This window comes from Massilia niastensis DSM 21313, from assembly GCF_000382345.1.
GTDB lineage: Bacteria > Pseudomonadota > Gammaproteobacteria > Burkholderiales > Burkholderiaceae_D > Telluria > Telluria niastensis.
On sequence record NZ_KB908087.1, the window covers coordinates 55,373 to 69,824 of the forward strand.

The 14,452-nt window shown below is 67.3% G+C and carries 12 protein-coding genes; 2 read left to right on the forward strand and 10 right to left on the reverse strand.

Features of this window, described 5'->3' with window-relative positions; translation table 11 throughout:
- From H162_RS0109245 to H162_RS0109280, 8 genes are all read right to left on the reverse strand, one after another.
- A complete protein-coding gene (locus H162_RS0109245; protein ID WP_020653180.1) occupies positions 1–663 on the reverse strand; it encodes a tetratricopeptide repeat protein in 663 nt (220 codons plus the stop codon).
- Between the two features lie 30 nt (positions 664–693).
- On the reverse strand, positions 694–1,494 hold the full coding sequence (locus H162_RS0109250; protein ID WP_020653181.1) for an SDR family oxidoreductase: 801 nt from the start codon (positions 1,492–1,494) through the stop codon (positions 694–696).
- 1 nt (position 1,495) lies between these two features.
- Positions 1,496–2,170, reverse strand: coding sequence for an iron-containing redox enzyme family protein (locus tag H162_RS0109255; RefSeq protein WP_020653182.1), 675 nt, complete (start codon positions 2,168–2,170; stop codon positions 1,496–1,498).
- Positions 2,167–3,582, reverse strand: coding sequence for an AMP-binding protein (locus H162_RS0109260; protein WP_020653183.1), 1,416 nt, complete (start codon positions 3,580–3,582; stop codon positions 2,167–2,169). The genes H162_RS0109255 and H162_RS0109260 overlap by 4 nt, the downstream gene beginning before the upstream one ends.
- 4 nt (positions 3,583–3,586) lie before the next feature.
- On the reverse strand, positions 3,587–4,246 hold the full coding sequence (locus tag H162_RS0109265; protein ID WP_229451991.1) for a thermostable hemolysin: 660 nt from the start codon (positions 4,244–4,246) through the stop codon (positions 3,587–3,589).
- A 103-nt stretch (positions 4,247–4,349) separates the two neighbouring features.
- Positions 4,350–5,471, reverse strand: coding sequence for an ABC transporter permease (locus H162_RS0109270; RefSeq protein WP_020653185.1), 1,122 nt, complete (start codon positions 5,469–5,471; stop codon positions 4,350–4,352).
- Between the two features lie 2 nt (positions 5,472–5,473).
- On the reverse strand, positions 5,474–8,185 hold the full coding sequence (gene rbbA / locus H162_RS0109275; RefSeq protein WP_020653186.1) for a ribosome-associated ATPase/putative transporter RbbA: 2,712 nt from the start codon (positions 8,183–8,185) through the stop codon (positions 5,474–5,476).
- Positions 8,182–9,255, reverse strand: coding sequence for an HlyD family secretion protein (locus tag H162_RS0109280; RefSeq protein ID WP_026354441.1), 1,074 nt, complete (start codon positions 9,253–9,255; stop codon positions 8,182–8,184). The genes rbbA and H162_RS0109280 overlap by 4 nt, the downstream gene beginning before the upstream one ends.
- Positions 9,256–9,589: 334 nt before the next feature.
- Between H162_RS0109280 and H162_RS30470 the strand changes: the two genes are divergently transcribed.
- Positions 9,590–11,233 carry a L,D-transpeptidase family protein gene (locus tag H162_RS30470; protein ID WP_169444460.1) on the forward strand — a complete coding sequence of 548 codons (1,644 nt, stop codon included), beginning with the start codon at positions 9,590–9,592 and terminating at the stop codon, positions 11,231–11,233.
- Positions 11,234–11,414: 181 nt separating this feature from the next.
- Here the strand turns inward: H162_RS30470 and H162_RS0109290 are convergent, their stop codons facing one another.
- Complete coding sequence (locus tag H162_RS0109290; RefSeq protein WP_020653189.1) at positions 11,415–12,104, reverse strand: PEP-CTERM sorting domain-containing protein; 690 nt, start codon at positions 12,102–12,104, stop codon at positions 11,415–11,417.
- A gap of 198 nt (positions 12,105–12,302) precedes the next feature.
- Positions 12,303–13,247 (reverse strand): LysR family transcriptional regulator, encoded by a 945-nt coding sequence (locus H162_RS0109295; RefSeq protein WP_020653190.1) that lies wholly within the window; start codon positions 13,245–13,247, stop codon positions 12,303–12,305.
- A 104-nt stretch (positions 13,248–13,351) separates the two neighbouring features.
- Here H162_RS0109295 and H162_RS0109300 point away from each other — a divergent pair, with 104 nt between their 5' ends.
- Positions 13,352–14,338: a TerC family protein gene (locus H162_RS0109300; RefSeq protein WP_020653191.1), complete on the forward strand. Its 987-nt coding sequence runs from the start codon at positions 13,352–13,354 to the stop codon at positions 14,336–14,338.
- Positions 14,339–14,452: the final 114 nt, after the last annotated feature.

Below are 14,452 nucleotides of genomic sequence, written 5' to 3' on the forward strand. Positions count from 1 at the left end.
TTATTTGCGGTTCGACGCGATCTTGTCCAGCAGTTGTCCGATCTCGCGCCGCCTGCCCTCGTCGGCCACCTCGCGCCCGGGACGCGCGGGCGCCTGCAAGGCCTTGCGCAAGGCCCGTTCGGCATTCTCGTAATCGTCCTTGCGAAACAGATAGTCGCCGTAGAAGTAGTTCGGGTCAATGCCCTGGGGATTGACCGCCAGGCCCTTTTTCAGGAATTCCTGGGCCTTCGTGTCGTCGCCAAAGCCGAGCGGCCATCCGGGCACCTGGTAGTACAGCGACCCCAGGCTGGTATAGGCGGAGCCGTCGAGCGCGTTCGGGTTGATCGCCAGCGCCTGCTCGAGCGACTTCTTCGCATTCTTGACATACTTCAGCGCCCCCATTCCGCCCTTCGCGCCCGCGTAGGTGGACTCGATGATGGCATACCAGATCAGGACCTCGGCGCTGCCCGGATTGCGCGCCGCGACCTGCTGGGCCTCAGCGAGCAACTGTTCGAAGCGCTGCTCCTGTCCCGCGGGCGGGGTCTGGTACTTGATCTGCTCCCATCGGTGCTGCAGATGCGCCACATCCTCCGGCACGCCGGCCCGGGCCGGGGCCGAGGCAAGCATCAGTGCGGCCAGCGATGTGACCAGCGACCTGGCGAAAACTCGGGCAAGGTGTTTCATGGACGTCGTCTCCTTTTGCATGGTGGCTGCTTACCTCGGGAGATACTTGCGTATCTGCCCGAGCTGTTTTCGAATCGCACTGTCGGGTAGTCCTGGCGCCAGCTTGTTGAGCAGGACGAGGAAGCTCTCCTTCCGGCCCAGGATGCGCTGCCAGCCTGTTTCCTCAAGGAAGGCCAGGAACGCCTCCGCCACGGCGTCCGGCGAGTCCTGGGCGGTGCCCAGCGCCCGGTTCATCGCGTCGACCTGCGCGCTGTTGATCGGGGTGCGGGTCGAGCGCGGGGCGAAGTGCCGCACCGCGATCGCGGTATCGGACAGTTCGCGCCGCAAGGCCTGCGTGAATCCCGCCAGCCCGGCCTTGGCGGCGCCGTAGGCGGCGAACCCGGGGAAACCGAGCGAACCGAGCACCGACCCGATGTTGACGATCTGGGCGGCCGGCGCCCGGGCGAGCAACGGCAGCAGGGCGCGGGTGAGCAGCATCGGCGCCAGCAGGTTGGTCTCGACCATCTTGCGGATCGCGCCAGGCGACTGGGTCTCGAAAGCGTGGAAGTCGCTCACGCCGGCATTGTTGACGAGCAGGTTGATGCCGCCGCAGGCGTCGGCGGCCGCGGCGATCCGGTCGAGGGTCTGCGCTTCGCACAGGTCTGCGCACACGATCTGCAGTCGATGCGGCTGCAGCTCCTGCTGCAAGGCCTCGAGGGCCGCTTGCTGCCGGCCGACCAGGATCAGCACCTCCGCACGCGGCGCCAGCCGGCGCGCAATCGCCGCGCCGATGCCGCCGCTCGCGCCGGTCAGCACTGCACGGTAAGGCGTGCCGGGTCCGTGGGCGGCCATCTTACCGCCCCCCCGCGAACAGTTGCTCGCCGCGCGGCAAACTGCGGAACACATTCCCGTACAGGCCATACATCATGCGCGCCATGTGGATCACCGCCTCCCGGTCGCTCTCGTCCTCGAGCCGGTTCATCAGGCCGGCGAAAAAGGCGACATGCTCGACGTCCAGGCTGCCGTGCGAGCTCAGGTAGCTGAAGCCCTCGCCCGGCAGCGACAAGGCCGTGCGGATCGTATCGGCCGCATGGGTCGCCAGGGCCGTGCTGGTGCCTTCGAGCACATGGACCATCCCGAAGAAACCCACGGGATTGCCGCGGTCGATCTGGTGATACGCGTACGCCACCATCAGCTCGGTGCTCGCATGCGGCCGGGCATGCCGCTCCCGTTCCGGGTCCCCGCCGCAGGCGGCGATATCGGACAGGATCCATTCCTGGTGCCCGACTTCTTCCTCGATGTACTCGGCGATGGCCGTGCGCAGCCATTCGTGCTTGCCGTCGAGGCGGCTGCCGCACGCCATCAGCAGGGGAACGGTATGTTTCACATGGTGATAGGCCTGGCTCAGGAAGGCGATGTATTGCGCCGTCACCACCTTGCCCTGCAACGCATCCTGGATGATCGGGATCGACAACAGTTGCTGCCGCTCGGGCTCGGTAAGGCTTGTCAGGGTGTCGAAGAAATTCACGTGATGGACTCCGGTAGATCGAACAGCGAGGCGATGTCGCTCGCATGGTGGTCGAGGATGGCCGCACGCCGCGGCCGTCCGTTGGCGGTGGCCAGGCCGTTGGCCGTTGTAAAGGGGGGCACAGCGATCCAGCGCCGTACCCGCGCGTAGTCGGGCAGATCGGCATTCACCGCATCGACCGCCTGCTGGATCCGGTCAGGGCCGACACCCGGCGCGGACGGCACGACCAGCGCGGCCAGATAGGGCTGGGCCTCACCCACCACCAGCGCCTGCGCCAGGGCGCCGGTGCCGGCCAGGGCGGCCTCGGGCCACTCCGGCGAGACGTTACGGCCGTACGCGGTGATCAGGACATCCTTCTTCCGTCCTTCGACATGGAGGAAACCGTCCCGGTCCAGGTGGCCCAGGTCGCCCGTCGCCAGCCATGCCGGCCCCGCCTCCGGCGCTTGTCCGAGGTAGCGGGCCGCCTGCCCGGCGACCAGGATCTCGCCGTCGGCGGCGATGCGCACCTGGCGTTGCGCGAGCGGGCGCCCGACGCTGCCGGCACGCTCCGCGCCGGGCAGGTTCAGCGCCACCACCGAGGCGCACTCGGACAGTCCGTAGCCTTCGTAGACCGGGAAGCCGCGCTCGCGCGCCGACGCCAGCAGGCGCGCCGAGACGCGCGCCCCGCCGACCGCGACGAAACGCAGGCTGGCGATACGGGGATCGTGCGGAACGGTCGCGGCGACCAGGGCCTGCAGCATCTGGGGCACCAGGATGATGCTCTCGGCCCGGTAGCGCGCGATCGCCGCAAGGCAGGTCCCGGGATCGAAGTCGCTCGCGCCGCGCACTCCCGTCTCCGCCAGCGGCGGGCAAATGACCGTGGCGCCGCTCAGCAATGCGGTATACGCGCCGGCTATGTTTTCCAGCAGGACCGCGAACGGCAACAGCGACAGGTGGCGTTCGATGCCGAGCGGGGCCAGCGCCTCGTGGAGGGCCTGCGCCACCTCCCATTGCTGGCTGCTGCCCAGGCAGACGCCTTTGGGCGCCGAGGTGGTGCCCGAGGTAAAAGTAATCTTCCGGGTACCCTCCGGCAGGACGATGGACCCCGCCCTGGGAGCTTCGCACAGGGCAAGCGGCCCTGCGCAATCGATGACGCCGCCGAAACCGAGCCTGGCCGCCTGTTCCGGATCGGCGCAGAAGATCGCCTGGACGCCGCTCCCGACGATCACGTGCATCCACTGGGCGGGGGTGAAGAACAGGGGCAAGGGCACCAGGCAAATGTCCAGCGCCTGGGCGGCAAGGTCGATCGCCAGCCACTCCGGACTGTTATCAGCCAGGATCGCCACCGGCGCCCGCGGCTGGCGGCGCGCCAGCAAGGCCGTGCCAACACGCTCGATCCTGCGCGCGAGGCCGGCGCGGTCCAGGTCATGCATACCGTCACTCAGCAAGTTGGCGCTGGCTGGAAGAGAATTGAGCAAGCTGTGCATAGCCATAGTGGATGTCGCCGAACATGACATGGGGTTGGGTGTCGTAATAGCTGCCCCACTGCCGCCCGCCATCGGGCAGCCGGGACGGATCGGCCGCTGCCAGCGGCTGCGGCTGCAGGTGCAGGCGGCCGAAGGAATTGAGCACGCTGGCGGTCGCCGTGAAGGCGACCCAGTGCAAGCCCATCCTGTACAGCAATCGGGTGGTGCGCACGATCAGGATGCGCGCCGCGCCGGGGCGGATGGCCGCCAGGTTGCCGACTTCCACGACCTGCGAGCGCGTGACCGGGCGCCCCAGGCGCCTGCCGATTTCCACTTCGAGCGGCGCATCGAGGTATTGCTCGAGGAAGGTCGGGCCGGCGTCCGCCGGCGAGTAGCCAAGCGCCGCGATCAGGGCGCCGCCCGCATCCCGGCACGCGACCAGGGTCTCGCAGAAGTGGCCGACATGGGCGCCGTAGGTAGCGAAGAAGCTGTTGCCGATGAAGTCTTCCAGCTCGGCACGCCCCGGGGAAGCGCGGGAGTGGGATTCGACGCGGTGCCCCAGCGCCGGCTGCTGGGCGTCAAGCCCCCCGCCCTCCTCCAACGGATAAGGAAACGCCATCAAGCGTGACATAGGATTTACCGAAGTTAATGTAGTTCGGCACCAGCCTAGGGGGCCAAGATTAACTGCAGATTAAGCGGCGGTGCCGAGCCGGAGCGGTCGGCCGGAGCGCGCACTAGCGCATGACGCTGCCGAAACGGGCCAGGGACAGCCCGAACAGTACGCCACCGATGCCCAGCAGCGCCAGGAAGGACGTCCAGACCACGTCCAGCCCGGCTCCCCGGAACAGGATCGCCTGGCTCAACTCGACGAAGTGGGTGGTGGGCGCCAGCAGCATCAGTTCGCGCAGTCCGGCGGGAATGCTTTCGCGCGGCGTATTCGCACCGGAGAGCATTTGCAGCGGCAACAGAACCAGGATCACCAGCAGACCGAATTGGGGCATGTTGCGTGCGACCGTCGCCATCAGAATGCCGAGCGAGGTCGTCGCGAACAGGTGCAGCGTGGCGCCGGCGAGGAACAGGAGGATGGAGCCCTGCACGCCGACCTGCAGCAGGGTGCGCAGGATCAGCAGCAGCGCGACCAGGGTCGCCAGCAGCACCACGGCTGCCATCGACCACAGCTTGGCCAGCAGGATCTCCAGGGGCGCGACCGGCATGACCAGCAGGTGCTCGACGGTGCCGTGCTCGCGTTCGCGGATCATGGCGGCGCCGGTGAGGATCACCGACAGCATGGTGATGCTGTTCACCATCTCCATCAGGCCGCCGAACCAGGACGGCGTCAGCGCCGGATTGAAGCGCGCGCGGACCGCCAGGTCGATCGCCGGTACCGCCTGCATGCGCACACCCTGCAGGAACCCCCTTACCTCTCCCAGGGCGATCTGCTGGATGTAGCCGCTCCCCGTGAAGGCCTGGCTCATGCGGGTCGCATCCACGTTCAGCTGCAGCGCGGCGTCACGCCCGGCCAGTACCCGCCGCTGGAAACCGGCCGGTATCACCAGCACGAAGGTGGCGCGGCCGCGGTCGAGGCGCTCGTCGGCCTGGTCGAGCGTGATCAGTTCGGGCGCCAGGAACTGCGGCGGCACGAACGCGCCCCGGATGCGCAGCGACAGCGGCGACCGGTCCTCGTCGACGATCGACAGCGCCGCCTTCGACAGCGTGTCCGGCTGCGCGGTCGCGGCCATGTAGACGCCGCCCGTGAACGAATACACCATCAGGATCAGCATCACAGGATCGCGCGCCAGGCTCCACAGTTCCTTGATTCCCAGGCGCCAGATCTTGCGCAAGGAGCGGGCCAGCATGCCTAGCGTTCCTGCCTGGGCAGCACGGCGATCGCCAGGCCGAGGATGACCGGGATCGCCGCCAGCAGGGCCAGGAAGTCGGGGGCCAGTTCGCCGAATCCGAGCGCCTTGCCGAACACGCCGCGGCTGATGGTCAGCATGTGCGATGCCGGGTACAGCTCGCCCACCACCCGCCCGGCCCCTTCCAGCGCGGTCACTGGATTGATCAGGCCGGCATACTGGATGGCCGGCACCATGGTCCCGATCATGGTGAAGAAGATCGCGCCGATCTGGCTGCGCGTGAACGTCGATGCCAGCAAGCCAATGCCGGTCGAACAGACGCAAAACAGCAAGGCCGCCGCCGTGAGTGCGATGAGGCTGCCCTTGAGGGGCACCTCGAGCACCGCCACGGCCAGCAGGGTCATCAGCATGAAATTCACCAGGGCCAGCACGATATAGGGCGCCTGCTTGCCGAGCAGGAATTCGCTGCGCCCCACCGGGGTCACGTAGAGGTTGATGATCGATCCCAGCTCCTTTTCCCGCACGACGGACAGGGCCGCCTGCATGGCCGGCAGGTTCAGCAGCAGCAAGGCGATAATCGCAGGCACCATCGCCGGCAGGCTGCGTACGTCCGGGTTGTAGCGGAAGCGGGTCTCGATCGCCACGGTCTCCCGTTGCGGCGCGCTGCCCGCGCCCGGGGTGCGGCTGCGCAGCCACTCGCCGTGCATGCCCTGCAGATAGCCCTCGACGGTCTCGGCCCGCACCGGATTCGCGCCGTCGATCCAGGCCCCGACCTGGACCGCGCGCCCTGCGTCTACCGCGCGCGCGAAGCCGGGCGGAATCTCGAGCGCCAGCGCCAGCTCGCCGGTCTGCATGCGGCGGTCGAGCTCCTCGTAGCTGGAGAGCGGCATGTGCTCGACGAAATAGTGCGAGCCGGACAAATTGAGCGCATAGTCCCGGCTCAGGACGGTCTGGTCGCGGTCGAGGACGGCATAGCGCAGCTCCTCGACGTCCATGCTGATGCCGTAGCCGATCACGACCATCAGGATCAGCGAGCCGAACATCGCCAGGGCGGCGCGCACCGGATCGCGCTGCAGCTCGAGCGTCTCGCGCCAGCAGTAGCTGCCGGCACGCCGCAGCCATCCGCCGGACGCGCGAGCGCGCTGCGGCGGAAGCTGCGGCGCGGCCTGGGCCGTGTCTCCGTCGGCTTCGCGCAGCCAGGCGATGAAGGCCTGCTCGAGGGTGGCGGCCGCGCGCTCGGCGCGCAATGCCGCCGGCGTGCCGCTGGCGAGCACGCGGCCTGCATGCATCAGGGCCACGCGATCGCAGCGCTCGGCCTCGTTCATGAAGTGGGTCGAGATGAAGATCGTCACCCCTTCCTCGCGCGACAGTGCCAGCATCTGTTCCCAGAACTGGTCGCGCGCGATCGGGTCCACCCCGGAAGTCGGCTCGTCCAGGATCAGCAGCTCGGGCTCGTGCACCATCGCGACCGCCAGCGAGAGCCGCTGCCGCACCCCGAGCGGCAGCTTGCCCGGCAAGGCATCCAGCACCGGCTCGAGCCCGAAGCGGCGCGCCATGGCCGCGCAGCGCTCCCGCGCCCGGTCCTCGGGAAGGTCGAACAGGCGCGCGTGCAGCAGCAGGTTCTGGCGCACGCTCAGTTCCTGGTACAGGGAAAAGCCCTGCGACATGTAGCCGACCCGGCGCTTGGTGGCCGCATCCTCGTGTTCGGCCGGCCGGCCGAACACGCGCGCCTCGCCGCTGCTCGGTTCGAGCAGGCCGGTGAGCATGTTCATGGTGGTGGTCTTGCCGCATCCATTCGAGCCGATGAAGCCGAAGATCTCGCCGCGCGCGATGCGAAAGCTGACGTCGCGCACCGCCACGAAGTCGCCGAAGCGCCGCCACAGGCCATGCGCCTCGATTGCCGGCTCCCCCTCCAGCGTCCTTGGAGGCGGCGCCGCCCCCAGCGGCCGGTAGCCTGCCCGGCGCTGCGCCGGCAGCAGGCGCACGAAGGCCTGTTCCAGGCTGTCGCATCCGGCATGCGCCAGCAGGTCGCCCGGCGTTCCCGCTGCAAGCACCCGGCCGCCGTCGAGCGCCACCAGCCAGTCGAACTGGCCGGCTTCGTCCATGTAGGCGGTCGCCACCAGCACACTGAGGCCGGGGCGGGCGCGGCGGATGGCGCCGATCAGCTCCCAGAACTGGGCGCGCGCGAGCGGGTCGACGCCAGTGGTCGGCTCGTCCAGGATCAGGAGGTCCGGATCGTGGATCAAGGCGCAGCACAGGCCCAGCTTCTGCTTCATCCCGCCCGACAACTGTCCCGCCGGGCGGTCCAGGAAGGCGTACAGCCCGGTACTGCGCGCGAGCGCGTCGATCCGCGCACGCCGGTCGCGCGCATCCTGGCCGAACAGGCGCGCAAAGAACTGAAGGTTTTCCTCCACCGATAGGGTCGGGTACAGGTTCTTTCCCAGGCCCTGGGGCATGTAGGCGATGCGCGGGCAGATCCGGGCCCGGAAGCGCGCCTGCCGGATGTCGCCGCCCAGCACCTCCACCCTGCCCCGCTGGATCCTGCGCGCCCCCGCCAGCACCGCCAGCAGGCTCGATTTGCCGACGCCGTCCGGTCCGATCAGTCCCGTCATCCGTCCTGCCGGCAGCACGAGGTCGATGTCGTCCAGGGCGTTCACCTTCCCGTAGCGCAGGCCCAGGCCGCGGACCGTGGCGAACGGCGCCGGAGCGCTCATGGCGCGCTCCGCAAGGCCAGTGCGGGCGGCCAGGGCTGGCGGCGGTCCAGCCTGACCCAGGCCACGCCGGGCACCCCTGCCTTGACATGGTCGGCGTAACGCTCCAGCACGCGCCGGTCGACCTGGGCCTTCACGCGGAACATCAGCTTCTCGCGCTCGCTGGCCGTCTCCACGGTCTTGGGCGTGAACTGGGCCGTGCTGGCGACATAGGTGACGGTGGCCGGAACGATGAAGTCCGGCGCCGCGTCCAGCTGCAGGCGCACCTCGGCCCCCAGCGCCAGGCGCCCGGCGGCCGCCTCCGGGACGAAGAAGGTCATGTAGACGTCGGTCAGGTCGATCAGGTTCAGCAGCTTCCCGCCGCCCGGCAGGACTTCGCCCGGCTGGGCTACCCGGTACTGGATGCGTCCGGCACGCGGCGCCAGCAGCACGCCTTCCTGGAGTTCGGCATCGATGCGCCCGGTCGTCGCCTCCGCGGCCGCGACCGCCGAGCGCGCACCCACTACTTGCGCCTGCGCGGATGCGACCGCGGCGCGCGCCGCTTCCTGCTGGGACTGCGCCGCCTTCACCGCGGCGGCGATGCTGCGCACGCGGGCACTGTCGTCGTCCAGTTCCTGCTCGGCGACGGCGCCCCTGGCCGCCAGCGTGGCGGAGCGGGCCAGGCGCCGTTTAGCGGCGTCGAGCTCGCTTTGCCGCTGCACGACCAGCGCACCCGCGGCGGCCTCGTCGCTACGCCGCATCGCCAGCTGCGCCTGGGCGCCCGCGACCGCGTCGCGCGCCTGCTGTTCGCGCGCCAGCGCTTCGACCCGCTGCGCCTGCAGCGACTGCAGGTCCATGCGCGCCACGACCTGGCCGGCACGGACCGGGTCGCCCTCGTCGACCAGGATCTCCGCAATCCTCCCCGGCTGCCTGGTGGCGATATCGATCTCGACCGCTTCCACCCGTCCGTTGCCACTGACAAAACCTTCCAGCGGACGCTGTACCTGGGCGCTGCGCCATGCATGCGCGACCCCTGCCCCGATCAACAGGACAAGGAGCGTGATGCCTGCGCGCCGCAGTAGTGTCCTGTTCATTGGGGCCGGGATGGAAAGATCGTGCCAATCTGTCGCTACTATATGCGCTGCGTCAATTGCTGAATATGATACAAATCAAATTCGCCAACCTGCCGCCGTCGAAGGGAGGCCCGCCGTGAGCCGGCCGCATCGTGAACACGAAAACGACTATACGCCCGTATTCCTCCGCTGTCCCCGGTCGACCGACAGGCATCGCCGGACTTCGGGCTGAAGCTGGTTGCAGCGACGCATGCAGCGTGCTATACCGGATCCAGATCGCGCGGCGAGCGCGACGACTGCGGCGGACCTGAGCATGTCCGCTCCCGGCGCCGGTGTTCGAGACCATCCCAGTTCAATGAACGCGACCAGAAGCCTGCCTGCCATTCCGCGATCCACCTGGCCCTGCATCTGCGGCATCTTGTTGTTCCTCTCGGTGCAGATGGGCTGCGCGGCGTCGAGCCAGGCTGGTCCGGCCGCTGCCGCCCCCCCGCCGGGGCCGCCAGTCGCCGGGAAACCGCTCGACGGGCGCGAGCTGGCGCTGCGCCTCTACCCGTCGGACGAGACGGCCCCGCTCTGGCTCGCCGGGGACAAGGAACAGGCCCGGCTTGCGCTGCGCCTGCTTGCCGACGCCCCGCTCCATGGCCTCGAACCCTCCGACTATGCCGTCGACGGACTGGCGTCCAGGCTCGACCGGCTGGACAGTCCCGCTGCCGCGGCCACCTTCGAGCGCGACCTCAGCACCGCCGTGCTTCAGTTCATGGCCGACCTCCACCTTGGTCGCACGCAGACCCCGTATCGGCCAGCGTCCGGCGCGATCGCCGAATTCGATCCGGTCGAGCGCCTGCTCGATGCGTTGCGCACCAAGCGGCTGGAACAAGCCATGGACGCGGCGGCGCCGGCGAACCCGCTCTACCAGCGGGTCAAGACGGCCCTGGGCCGGTACCGCGACCTGGCCCGGCTCTATCCGGAATGGACCGCCCTGCCGTTCGAGCGGGGCAGCGCCATCGCGGCCGGCAGCAACTATGACGGTGCGGCGCTGCTGCGCGAACGCCTTCGCCTGCTGGGAGATCTCGGCGAGGATGCCACCGATGCCGGCGCCAGCGGCCCTGGCTACACGTCGGAGCTGGCGTCGGCTGTCAGGCAATTCCAGGCGCGCCACGGTCTTGAAGAAGATGGGGTGCTGGGCAAGGATACGATGGCGGCCCTGTCGGTGCCGCTCACCCACCGCGTCATGCAACTCGAACTGACGCTGGAACGCTTGCGCTGGATTCCGCCGCAGCCGAAGGGGCGCATGATCGTGATCAATTTGCCCGCCTATCGGCTGTGGGCCTTCGACAATCGTGAGACGGACACCGTGCAGCCGCTTGAAATGCGGGTGATCGTCGGCCAAGCGGCGCGGACGCCGACGCCGCTGTTCATCGGGCAAATGCGCTATCTCGAGCTCAATCCCTACTGGAATGTCCCGCGCAGCATCGTGCTGGAAGAAATCATTCCGGCATTGGCACGCAACCCGGCTTATCTTGGACAGCACCGGATGGAACTCGTATCGCAGCGCGGAGGCGTCCTGCCCGATGAGGCAGGGGCTGCGCTGGCGTCCTTGCGGGCCGGAACAGCCAGGGTCAGACAGCGGCCGGGTGCGATGAATGCCCTGGGGGAGCTCAAGTTCGCCATGCCGAACCCGATGAATATCTATCTCCATTCCACCTCGTCGAAAGAGCTGTTCAACCGGACACGGCGCGACCTCAGCCATGGATGCATCCGCGTGGAGCACCCGATCGAACTGGCGCAATTCGTGCTGGCCGATCCGGGCCGGTGGGATGCCGGCGCCCTGAAGGCCGCCATCAGGACCGGCCAGACGCGCAGGATCGATCTCGACGAGGTCGTTCCCGTGGTCCTGTTCTATGCAACGGCCGTGGTCGACCGGCATGGCCGCGCCCTGTTCACCCAAGATGTGTATGGACACGACCAGCGACTGATTCGGGTCCTGCATGAACGATGAACGGCCCAATCCCGAAGCAGGACATGCCCGGGCCCATGGCGCGAGACTCCAACGACAGGCGCCGAGCACCATCGCACCGGTCGGCAGCATCAGCCCAGGACGATGGCTCGGGTGACCGCGGCTCCGCCGGCCGCTTCGCGGAACATTGTTCGCTATTCCCCGAATGCTGCGCTCCGGCTTTTTACATCGGTACGCGACCGAAGCGCCGACGCAGACCCAGCGTCAACAGCCCAGCAGCCAACAGGACGAACGATGCCGGTTCCGGCACGACCGCTACGTGCACCGATAAGGTCGCGGGGGGGCCTTGCATGCTCCACGAAAGTGGCACATCGGGATTGCTCGGCGTGGCGTTGATGGTGTAGTAACCGAATACGTTTTCGCCCGAGCTTTCGTTGGCGTCGAACGGGGTCAGCGGCCCGCCCAGGCCCATGCTGCCCGGCAGGTCATACAAGCGGTTGTGAAAATGGACCGTATAATTGGCATCCGGCGGGCCGGCCGTGGTGAACCAGATGTTGTGTTCATAGCTGTCGAAGATGGACACCGAAACACGATTGACAGAGCTGTTGGCGGTACCGTCATAGTGGTAGACCTGGCTCCCGATGCGAAAGTCGATCACCACCTCGCTATCGAAGTCGTAGGCCCATCCGGGTGGCCAGAGGGGATCACTGCCGGGATCGAACGTCGACCTGAGCGTCAGCTCATAGGGAAGCGGCGCCGTGGTCGCTACGCTGTTCAGTCCGAGTGCGCTCAGTATGGTGTTGTCTACAGTGCTGGTACCGGTCGAATGCGTGGTGACGGCGACCGGATCGGCCAGGGCAGCGACCGGCAACGCGAGCAATATCATGCAACTACGCCTGATCAGGATGGACATGGTGTTCTCCAGCTCGTGTCGATCCGCGTACCTTGCGGGATCCCGAGCCTCTCAATCTAGCAAAGTCACGCAGATATGGCGAGCGTCCGACGGCACCGCTGTATGGAAAGAACCACTCGACATTTCGCTGCGCGCTGCGGCGCGCTGCCTGCGCGGGTGCGACGTGCAGGATGCATCGCGCCACTCCTCCTGCCCCGGTCAGACAGACCCTGGCGGTCGTTCGATGCTTCCCGGCCTCTCTTCAAGGGCCTGCGCACCAAAGACCAGTCCCGCCTTGTCGAGGATGCGGCGCACCGCGGGATGGTGCTCGCGCCGCTCCACCGATACCGCGTAGAAGTGCTCGACGATGGACGCAATCGTGCCCAGAGGCTGGAGTCCGTTTTCGGCCTGCACGATGTCGGCCAGCACGGTCGATGCGAACATGAAACCGGTTCCGGCGCGCGCGAAGGATTTGAGCAGTGCGCCGTCGTCGAATTCCCCTACCACGATCGGACGCACATCGTTCGCTTCGAACCAGCTGTTGAGCTGGCTGTGCACAGCCGCATCCGCTCCCGGCATGAGGAAGGGAGCATTTCTCAGCCTTTGCGGGAATTCGCCCGGCCAGGCCATGCACAGGCCGGGGTGCCCCAGCACGGTCACCGTGCTCGATCCGAGCAAATGGGTATAGCCACGGATGGCGCCCCCGGTCGGCAAACCCTGGTCCGAGATAACGAGGTCGAGCTTGTGCGCCGTCAGGTCGATCATCAGGTCGTCGAAGCGTCCTTCGCGGCAGATCAGGCGCATTGCCAGGCCCGCCTCGCGCGCCGGCTGGAGCAGGCGGAATGCCATCGTTTTGGCGATCATGTCGCAGATGCCGACGCGCAGCATTTCCGGTGTCCTCAGCCCGCCCCTGCGCACCGCCTGTTCCAGCTCGTTCCCGAGGTCAAAGATCTGCCCGGCATAGCCGAGCACGATCTTGCCCGCTTCGGTCAGTTCCAGCACCCTGCCCTTCTTGCTGAACAGCGCTTCGCCCAGCTGGTATTCGAGTACCTGTAACTGCATGCTGATGGCCTGTGCCGTGACGTGCAGCTGCTCGGCCGCACGCGCCACCGTGCCGTGAGTCGCGACCGCATGGAAGTAATGGAGGTGCTTATAGTTGATCACGCCATACCTCAAGAAAAACTTACGGTTCTCCAAAGATTAATCGATTTTACTTTGGGATTGAGCGTTTCTATAGTGGTCTTACGTCATGTTGAGGAGGGATAATCATGGAAATGCTCCACGTACTCTGGCTTGGAACACCGGTATGGAGCTGGCTGGCGTTCCTGACGATCGTCGTGGTCCTGCTGGCATTCGATCTCGGCGTGCTGAACAGGCGCGACCACGTCATCGGGGTCGAGGAAAGCCTCAAGCTGTCGGCACTGTACCTGACGGCCGGCCTGGCGTTCGGGTTGTGGGTGTGGTTCGAACTCGGCAGCGAAAAAGGCCTGCACTTCTACACGGGCTTCCTGATCGAGAAGAGCCTGTCGCTGGACAACATCTTCGTCATCTCGCTGATCTTCGCTACCCTGGCGATTCCGCCGGCCTACCAGCACAGGGTGCTGTTCTGGGGCATCGTGGGCGTGATCCTCACCCGCGGCATCATGATCGGCGCGGGCTCGGCACTGGTCGCCAGCTATTATTGGACGCTGTATGTCTTCGGCGCCTTCCTGGTCGTCACCGGCATCCGGATGTTCTTCGTGTCGACCGGCGGCGACGATATCCGTGACAGCGCGCTCCTGTCGTGGCTGAAGCGCCACTTGCGCGTCACCGGCACGCTGCACGGCAATGCCTTCCTCGTGCGCCAGCCGGATCCGGCCCGTCCGGGCAAATCGCTGCTGTTCGCAACGCCGCTGTTTCTGGCGCTGTGCATGGTCGAGCTGACCGACGTGGTGTTCGCCGTCGACAGCGTGCCTGCGATCTTTGCCATCACGAGCGACCCGTTCATCGTGTACACCTCGAACATTTTTGCGGTACTGGGCCTGCGTGCGCTGTACTTCGCGCTGGCCGCCATGGTGGAACGCTTCACCTACCTGAAGTATTCGCTCGCCGCCGTGCTGGTGTTCATCGGCTCGAAGATCTTCCTTGGCGACTTCGTGTTTGGCGGCAAGGTCCCTGCCGGGCTGTCGCTGGGGGTGACCGGCGCGCTGATTCTGGCGGGTATCCTGTACTCGTTGTGGCGGACCCGGGGCGGGCAGAAACCGGCCCGCAGCTGAACCGCGCCGGCGATGGCGCGCGGCGGCAAGCAGCAGCGGGGGTCGCCCGCGGACGCTCGACCGGTCCTGGCGCCACCGCGCTGCAGCCGCATGGGCAGCGAGCCGCCTCCCATG

Bases quoted from the DNA above. Each gene is read 5' to 3' on its own strand.
- H162_RS0109280 (WP_026354441.1), bottom strand. From the start codon at position 9,255: ATGAACAGGACACTACTGCGGCGCGCAGGCATCACGCTCCTTGTCCTG.
- H162_RS0109290 (WP_020653189.1), bottom strand. From the start codon at position 12,104: ATGTCCATCCTGATCAGGCGTAGTTGCATGATATTGCTCGCGTTGCCG.
- H162_RS0109300 (WP_020653191.1), top strand. From the start codon at position 13,352: ATGGAAATGCTCCACGTACTCTGGCTTGGAACACCGGTATGGAGCTGG.
- H162_RS0109270 (WP_020653185.1), bottom strand. From the start codon at position 5,471: ATGCTGGCCCGCTCCTTGCGCAAGATCTGGCGCCTGGGAATCAAGGAA.
- H162_RS0109245 (WP_020653180.1), bottom strand. From the start codon at position 663: ATGAAACACCTTGCCCGAGTTTTCGCCAGGTCGCTGGTCACATCGCTG.
- H162_RS0109250 (WP_020653181.1), bottom strand. From the start codon at position 1,494: ATGGCCGCCCACGGACCCGGCACGCCTTACCGTGCAGTGCTGACCGGC.
- H162_RS30470 (WP_169444460.1), top strand. From the start codon at position 9,590: ATGAACGCGACCAGAAGCCTGCCTGCCATTCCGCGATCCACCTGGCCC.
- rbbA (WP_020653186.1), bottom strand. From the start codon at position 8,185: ATGAGCGCTCCGGCGCCGTTCGCCACGGTCCGCGGCCTGGGCCTGCGC.
- H162_RS0109260 (WP_020653183.1), bottom strand. From the start codon at position 3,582: ATGCATGACCTGGACCGCGCCGGCCTCGCGCGCAGGATCGAGCGTGTT.
- H162_RS0109265 (WP_229451991.1), bottom strand. From the start codon at position 4,246: ATGTCACGCTTGATGGCGTTTCCTTATCCGTTGGAGGAGGGCGGGGGG.